At 62.1% G+C, this 9,278-nt stretch carries 1 pseudogene; it reads left to right on the forward strand.

Annotation, left to right across the window (positions count from 1 at the left end):
• Nucleotides 1–9,278 (forward strand): annotated as a pseudogene (locus tag FFS57_RS23700) (LysM peptidoglycan-binding domain-containing protein); the annotation flags it as partial.

The following is a 9,278-nucleotide window of genomic DNA, read 5'->3' on the forward strand; positions in this document are numbered from 1 at the left end:
AGACCACCGAACTGGACCGCCTCGGCCGCAAGCTGGGCACGCTGGATGCGGACGGTCGTTACGAAGGCGCGCTGGATACACAAGGCCAACATGCGCTGGATGCGTTCGGTCAACAGGCCCAGTCCGTCAATCGTGCCGGCGGCGTTACCCGCAACCAATACGACCGCCTGGGCCGGCTGACCCAGGAAACCCTGGCCGCCCGCGCCCAAAACACCGCTGGCCAGAATGTCGATGTGGTCAATGTCTACCAATACGACAGCCTCGGCAACCGTACCCGCAGTATCGAAGCGCAAGGTTTACCAGAGCAGCGCATCACCGACTACCGCTATGACGCAGTCGGCCGGCTGACGCACAAGATCGGTCAGGCGTATACCGCGTTTGATGCCACCAGCCAACAGACCCCTACCATTACCCCGGTGGAGCTCACCCGCTATGATGCAGCCGGCCGGGTGATCGAGCAGATCAAGGGCGGCAATTGGGTCAATGGTCAGGTCACGGGTGGGGTCAGTACCCAGTTCTGGTATGACGCGGTCGGTAACAAACTGGCTGAAGTCGATCCGTTGGGCGCCTTGACCCGCTGGGACTACACCCCGGCCGGGCAGGTCAGCTATCAGATCCGCTCGGCCAATATGGTGAGCGTCGGGCCACGTGATGCCAACACCGCCATCCCGGTCGTCACCGATGCACCGATGAGTGACCGGATTGAACGGTACCGCTATGACGCCGTGGGCCGGCGCACCCAGGTCATCCAGCCGAATCGACTGGTATACGACACCAGCGATTCCAACAAAGCTGGCGAATCCAAACAACAGGATCTGGTCACGCAGCTGGTGTATGACGCAGTCGGCAATGTGATCCAGGAAGTGGATGCGCGGGGCAATCGGGCCTATCACTGGTATGACGGGGTTGGCCGGAAAGTGGTGAGCCTGGATCGGGAAGGCTACCTGACCGCCTGGGACCACCACTATCGGGAGACCGCCGACGGCCCGGACAGCCTGCGTCGGCTGGAGACCCGCTATGCGCAACGTTACAGCGGCCCGATTGCTGGGCAGAGCGCGCCACAAGTGCTGGCCGCGCAGCCGCGTGACCCGGTCAACGACCGCGTCACTGTCACCACGCTGGACCGACTGGGCCGGGTCAAGGAAGTGCGCATCCGTGGCGTCGAGTTCGACCGGATTGTGGACAGCAACAGCGGCGCCAGCACCCTGACCCCGGGCAGTGGCCGGGGTGCGGTGACCGATGCCATCACCCGCTACGACTACGATGGGCTGGGCAATGTCAAACAGATCAGCCAGCTGACCTCAACCAGTGCCCAGGGGGAAGTGTGGGAGACCACCGACCTCGTCCTCGACCAATGGGGCCGCGAACGCAGCCGTCAGGCACCGGGCTATCAGTCAGCCGGCCAGACTATCCGCCCGCAGACCGATACTGCCTATGATGGCTTGGGCCATGTCAGCCAGCTCACGCAACGCGGCCTCGTGCAGGGCCAGTCCGACCGCGTCGTCAGCTACCGCTACCAGAGCGATCGGCTGGTGGAGATGCAGGGCACCGACCGCGCTACCGAACGCTACGACTACGACGCCCTGGGCTTCGTCAGCCGTAAAACGCTGGTGGACGTGCAGGACGCGGCGGGCAACCGCAGCCAGCTGATCACCGAGTACCAGAACGACCCGTTGGGCCGCGTCAAACGGCAACTGGACCGGGGGACGGGTGAAGTGCGCCGGCTGCAGTACAACAGCTTTGGCGAGATCAACCGCAAGGCGCTGGGCGATGGCGACTGGCAGGAACGGATTGCCTACAACCAGCAGGGCAAGATCTGGAAGAGCAACAGCCAGGGCGGGGTCACCAGGCTTTACCAATATGACCAGAACGGTAACACCACCCGCGAACTGACCTCGACCGGCCAGGACCTGTGGAAGGTGCCGACCGAGTTCGACATCAGCCCGCTGACCGATGTCATTTACCGCATCAGCCGTTACGACAAGCGCAATCAGCTGGTTGAGACCATTGACCCGAAGATGACGGTGACCGAAACGGTCAACCAGGTGCAGCAGCTGTATGAGCAGAAGTTGCAGGATTTATATGGTCAGATCCGCGTCGCCGGTTCGGCAGGGAGCACGAGTGTCAGTGTCGGCAAGCAGGATGGCGGCATTCAGGTGCTGGGGAATGAAGCCTACAGCGCGGGCAAGCGGCCGGCTGACCAAACCATTGCTTTGGATACGCTCGCCAGCGTGACGGGTGCCGGGTTTACCAGCCCGTTTACGGTGACGGCCCACCAGTTTGCCGGTACACAGATCAGCGGCACCGGTCGATTTTTCCCTGCCAGAAGCTCAGACGACCAACGGGATCGGTCGAGATTCTATACCCAGGCGCACATCACCCTTCCGGCCGCAGCGCCGGCCGGTGTTTACGAAGCCTATACCGCGGCGGGGCAGCGGATCGGGTCGGTGAGCAAGGCGGCCAATCAGGTAGCCGATTTCAAGACCCATGACACGTATACGAAGACCTATCCCGCGAGCTATACCTTGCGCTATATGCCGAGCAGCGCCGGGTCGGCTGTCATCCAGATCGCCACCTTTAAGGCCGACGAGCATATCGAGGGCCCACCTGATAGCGATCGGAACTACATCTGGACCAAGGTTGACAGTGTCCAATTGCATAACCTGAGCAAGGTCATGCTCAGCTATGGTGCGCAGTCGGTCGATCGGGTGGAGGCGCTGTATTTCAGCGGCGACCAGCAGCTGTATGGCTTTGACTTGGCCAAGGATGCCACCTTGGGCACCTTCGAGCTGAATGGGAATATGGTCAATCCTGGTGGGTATACGGTTGTGTTGCGCGCCCGGCAGGGGAATATCGTCACCTCGTTGACCCAGACCACGATCTCGGTCGCCCGCGACAATTCGGTCACACTCGGCCCCACCGAAACCTTGGCTGCCGATGGCAATCTGTTGTTGAACGGCGGATTGGCGGTCAACGGCCAGCGTACCTACCAATGCTTCGTACCGGGTGTGGGTAGCGCCGAGGTGTACTACCGTTCGGTGAACAGCAATACCTGGGATTCGGTTGCCATCAACGGTTATGGCGCCCAGTTCACCGTGCCGGTCAGTGCTGGCCAGCTGCTGATTGCCAGTGGGGGGCAGTGGTATGCCGCCTCGGTGGACCAATCCAAATGGTCGGGCATGGTGATGGCACTCAAACCCGTGACCTTGAAGGTCCCGCCGCTGCGACTACAGGTTGGCGGTAACGCTGGCCATCTGCTGGGGAGAATCGTCGCCAGCAACGGCAAATCGTTCTCGCTCCCGCAACCGTTGGCCGCCGGGCAAACCGAGGTGGTGGTCGACCTTGCCAGCCTGCTGTCGGTCAGCGACATGCTGCGTGGCAAGACCACCCTCAATGTACTGTACGAACTGCTGGACAACAACCCGGCCACCCATCTGGTGACCTTGCTGGGGCGTTATCAGGCCGATGTGCAGGTCACGGCCCATGGTCTGAGCCAAACGACCATTGCCAGTAAGCTGACGGTTCCGGAAGGCCGGGTGCAGATCCGTGACCGCGGCACCGACGGCAAGCTGGCGATGACCGTAGCAGGCCAGCGCATTGAGCTCAGTCCGAGCCAGTACCGTTGGGAAGGCGATTTCCTGGTGCTCAACCTGACGCCGTGGTTGCCGACCACGGGCAACGCCAAGCTCGATTTCGAGTATCGGGACAGCAAGCTGACCGCCACCGGTCAGATCACGCTGGATGGCAACGGCAATAGTGCGTTGGTGGCACCGTATACCCTCAGCACCTATGCCCCGTACCTACCGATTTCGGTCAGTGGCGCAAGCAGCCTGACACTACAATATCGACTGGGGCAGGGTGCCTGGCAGCATGCGGTCGTGGCGGTTCGGGGCAAGGGGGAGTTTGTCTGGGATACCCGTGCCATCCACGCCCAATTCAGCAATCAAGCGCTGACCTTGCAATACAGTGCCAAGGATAGCAACGGCAGCGAGATTGGCAGCGGCACCGGTAGCGCGACGGTGCGAAGTGACGGGGGCATTACCAGCCAGCTGGTCGTCAATCGTCGCCCCACCACCGTGAACTTCACCTTCACCGACGAGACCATCAAATCGCCGGTGACCGACTTCATGGTCAAGGTCAAGCTCAAAGGACAACAGTGGGATCAGGCGCACACCATTCGCTTCGGGGCCAATGAACTGCCCCCGATCCTGAACGAAGCCCGCTATCCGGCCCTGAAAGTCGCCAGTGGTAGCCAGGAATTTGACTACGAATATGAAGCCCGCCATGGCCAAGAGCTGGTCTCGAAGGGGTTGGGCGGTTTTACCGCAAGCAGCAATGGCCTGGTGGTGATGTCGCCGGTTCAGATCTCGCGCCGCCCCACCCTCATCAACCTGCATGGACCGAGCAACCGCCGCATACCGACGTTGCGGGTCAGCTATCTGGATCCGACCACGGGCGAGATCGTGCTGGACGACAAGCAGCAACCGGTCAAGCATCCCGTGACGGGCGAAGTGCTGCGCAAGCACCAGACCACGAAGACAGTTGACGTGGCCGGCAGCTGGAACGACGCGGAAAAATGCATGCTGTACAGCTGGGCGCCCGGTGCGCTGGTCCCGGAAAAAGGCAGGCGCAGGCTGGAAGTGACGTTGACCATGCTGGACGCGACAGGACAACCCGCGCGCAACGAAATCAACGACCCCATCATGGTGCCGGCGGTGTTGACGCTCTATGGCCTGAAAGATGACAACGACAAACCGGTGGCACCCCGCCTGTTTGAGTTGGGGCGATTGGGGAATGGCGTCAAACTTGACCGATCGGTCCAGATCAGCAAACGGCTCAGTTACAACGCCTTCGGGCAGATTGCCGAAGAGATCGACGATCGGGTCAAAGAGCGTGCGCGGGAGATGATCAACCTGCATGTGGCCAATGGCGCCAACGTACCGGTGAATGAGCAAGCGCTGACCACCCGCTTTGACTATAACACCCTCGGCCAACTGATCCGCAAGACCGACCCGGAAACGGATGTGACCTATGAGAACGGCTTCCGCGAACGGGCGCAGCCGGTGACGCGTTACGGCTATGACCTGGCGGGGCGGCTGGTGAGCAAGCTGAACGCCAACGGGGTGGCGGAGACGCAGCAGCTGCTGGCCGGCTCGACCGCGCAGGCGATCAAGGTGCAGACCAGCTGGGATGGCGCGGGTGGCAAGCAGGTGCTGGACTACACCGCCTTTGGCGAGACCCGGTTGCGCCAGGTCAAGGTGCGGGATGAACAGCGGCTGGTGAATGGCGCCAACACCCGGGTCGAGGTGATGAACCATACCGGTTATGACTATGACGGGGCGGGGCGGCTGATCAGCCAGCAGCAACTGGGGTTTGATGGCCTGGGCGTGGTCAGCCGTCAGGAAGATGGCAGCCAGCGCAATCTGGGCAGGCTGAGCGACCGCTACCGATATGATGGCCTGGGCCGGCGCATCAGCCACAGCAACACCCTGGGGGACACCGACCAGACCGATTACGACAGCCTGGGCCGCATCACCCGCACCGTCAGTGCGGGCGGCGCCGAGACCCGCTATCAGTACAGCTATGTGGCGATCGGCACGGCGGATGGCATCCTGGGCGCGGGTGGCCGCGACCTGGGCGGTTACCAGAAAACCACCACCGACGTTGCCGGCCGTGCCAGCCACGAATGGGTGGACTACTTCGAACGCAGCGTGCGGCGGGTGGATCAGGGCCAGCGTCGCTTCGACTATGGCTATAACCATGCCGGGCAGCTGATCAGCCAGCGCGGCAGCGGTTATGAGCAGCCCCCGCAGGGGGGACGCCACGGGGTACCCGGCGCCGATGGCGCCAGTGGGGTGCAGGCGGGGGTGCAGGACCTGGTCTACCAGTATTACGCCAACGGTTACCTGCAGGCCCTGACCGACCGGACCCATCACACCCGTTCCAGCTATAGCTACGACAATGCCGGCTTGCGGACCCGGGAACAGTACGTCTCGATCGATGCCCAGGGCAACACCCAGGTCACCTACCAGAACGCCACCCTGCAGTATGACGAACTGGGCCGGCTGTCACGGGTGGTGGACCAGAGCGCCTTCACCATCGACTATGAATACGATGCGCTGGGCAACCGGCGGCGGGTGCGCAGCTATCACCATGATGGCATGCAAGGGCTGACCAAGCTGGATGACCTGTGGTACCAGTACGACGCCGCCAACCGCTTCACCGTCTCCATGGGTGGGCTGTACGACAGCCACACTGGCCAGCTGGCGTTGACCGGGCAGCGTGGCAGTCACCGCACCGACACCCGTTACCGGGTGGACATCGCCGGCACCCCCTTGGGCATCCGGCTGCAGTACGATGCGACCGGGCAACGGGTGGGGGCGTACAGTGCCGAATCGGGCAAGGCGGAACGCTACGACTATCGGGCGGATGGGTTCCTGGAACTGGCCTACTACGACGGGCAGGTCAAGGGGCGGCGGGTGCTGGACGAACTGGGGCGGACGACCATCTATCGGGATGAGGAGAAAAAGAAGGTCACCCGCACCTTCTATGACCGCGACCACCGCATCCTGCGGGAAATGCGCTACGGCTTCGACTTTGCCGACAAACCGCGGCAATGGGAAGGCACGCTCTACTACTACCGCGACAGCCGGCAGGATCGCAACCCGCTGGCCGACCCCAACTTCCCGGGTATGCCGCTGAACAGCGCCAGCGACGAGCAGCGGGCGGCCTACCATGGCGAACTGGCCAAGATCGAAGTCTGGAACGACTGGGACAGCGACAACCGCGACTGGCAAAGCACCACCCTCAACGACTACACCTACTGGGATGGCGCCCGGCAGAGCAGCGTCTGGATCACCGGCAAGCTGCAGGACGGCAAGCGCGGCAAACTGTCATTCAGCTATGACGCCAACGGCTACCTGACCAGCCAGCACGACCTGCTGGGGCACAAAAACTTCTTCTACGTCACCGCCGGCAACGGGCAGATCCTGCAACGCCAGGAAAGCCAGGTGAACAGCGACGGCAGCTACGTTGACTACCAGCAATGGTATTACTACGCCAACAACCAGCGCATCGGCGACGTCAGCAACAACCCCAAGACCCAGCTGGTCCGGCAATCGTATGCCGAACAACTGGCGATGAAGGACAAACTGATCAACCTCGACCAGCTGTATCGCGCCGGTCGGCCCGTCAGCTCCTCGGATTTCGACCAGAACTACGAACCGATCAACGAACAGTACCCGGCCAACGCCCCCGGCAACTACACCGTGCGCAGCGCCGGGGAAACCCTGCGCAGTATTGCCCGCACCCTGTGGGGCGATGACGCGATGTGGTACCTGCTGGCGGATGCCAACGGGCTGAAGGGCGATGAAGCGCTGATACCGGGGCAGAACCTGATCATCCCCAACAAGGTCACCAACATCCACAACAACAGCAACACCTTCCGGCCCTACAACCCGGGTGAAGCGATGGGCCGGCTGGACCCGACCATGCCGGCGCCGGCGCCGGCAAAGAAGGGGGGCTGTGGCACCGCCGGCATGATCCTGATGGTGGTGGTGATGATCGTGGTCACCATCTTTACCGCGGGGGCCGCGACCATGGCCATGGCCGGTACACTCAGCACGGCAACTAGCATGGGCGCCATCATGACTGCCGGTGCCACCGCGTTGACCACCGCCGCCGCAGCGGGGATTGGCGGGATCGCCTTGGCGGCCGGTTCGGCGGCGGTGGGTTCGATTGCTGGCCAGCTGGTGGGCAAGGCCACCGGCAACGTCGAGAAATTCAGCTGGACGCAGGTCGGGATTGCTGCCTTGACCGCTGCAGTCACCGCAGGCGTAGGCTCCATCGGCAGTGCTGGTACCGCCACCAGCGCCGCCACCGGCAGCGGTGGCGTGGCCGGCATGATGGGCCTGAACGGCTGGGCGGCGGTGGGCACCAATGCCATGATCGGCAACACCATCAGTCAGCAGGTGATGCGGGCGGCCGGTTGGCAGGATGGCTTCAAGTGGAATCAGGTGGCCGCAGCCGGGGTCGGTGCCGTCGCCAGCTATGGCATGAATGAAGCCATCGGCAGTGCTCAATATGGTGATAGCTGGCAAGCGACCCAGCGGGCGCTGGGCAACGGCCAGGGCGAAGCCAGCTTCGCCCATGCCTTCACCCGCCAATTGGCGCGTAACTTCGTCAGCAGTGCGGTCTCCACCCAGATCACCACCCACCACTATCGTGATTACCAGCGCTCGATGCTGGCCACGGCGTTTGGGGATGCCTTTGCCAATGCTGGTATTAGCGCAGGGCTCCACCAGGCTCAACAACGGTCACTGGCCGAGGCTCAAGTCCGTCAAGAATGGGAAACAGCGGCCCGCAATGCCAAGCTGCAAGGGGTGAGCAATGGGCCGAAGCTGCCACAAAATGACAGCGGTGGTTTCAGCAGCTCAGGCGGGCAGGCTGGCGAGGACGACTTCAGCCATGCCATGCGGCTGCGGGATAAGGGGGTGGCGTTGCGGGAAAAGGATCGGTGGAATCCGGATCAATTGAGTATGGGGCGGAATCGACAGTTGGCAGAAACCGTCAAAGCATTACGCCAGCCCAAACACTTCGTTGCCGCCTTGGGAGAATCCGCCAGCAACCTGCTGGCAAACGGGGCCAGTCGAGGCAAACAGCTTGGCCGTCTGGTGAGCGGAGCCATCGATAGCGCCTACGCATCGTCCGATAGTGCTTCCTTTGCGGACGATGTGGCTGCCCGCAAACAAACCCTGAGTACCCAGCCATCAACAATAGATCGTCCGGAATGGCTGGACTACGAAGTCACCCCCGCCATGCGCAGGGCTTATGAAGAGCAGCAACTGCAAGGGCTGAATGCCAACCTGCGAAACCATGGTGACGAATGGATGGGCAGCATCGTCAAGACCGCCCGCGACAACCCTGGCTATGGCGTATTCCGTGGCTTGGAAATGGGGCCGGCTGCGTTACTGAGCATGGTGGAGGGAGCCTATAATTGGGTAGCACACCCTAGCGACAGTTGGGACCGATTCAGCTTGGAGGCCAAGCTGGATTGGCAAGACAAGAACATGGCCGGGCTGGGCTTCAAGGCACTGCAGGTGGGCGGTGTGGTGGCGGTCTCTTATACAAGTCTGACGCTGCCGACGATCTTACGCGTGTGTAGAGCACGCGAGCCCGGATCTTGTACAACAATACAAGTTCTGACGACCATGACCATGACAATCCATCAATACAACACAGAATATCGATCAGATCATAAGGACAATCTCACAATAACA

This window comes from Chitinivorax sp. B (genome assembly GCF_005503445.1).
In the GTDB taxonomy this organism is placed as follows: Bacteria; Pseudomonadota; Gammaproteobacteria; order Burkholderiales; family SCOH01; genus Chitinivorax.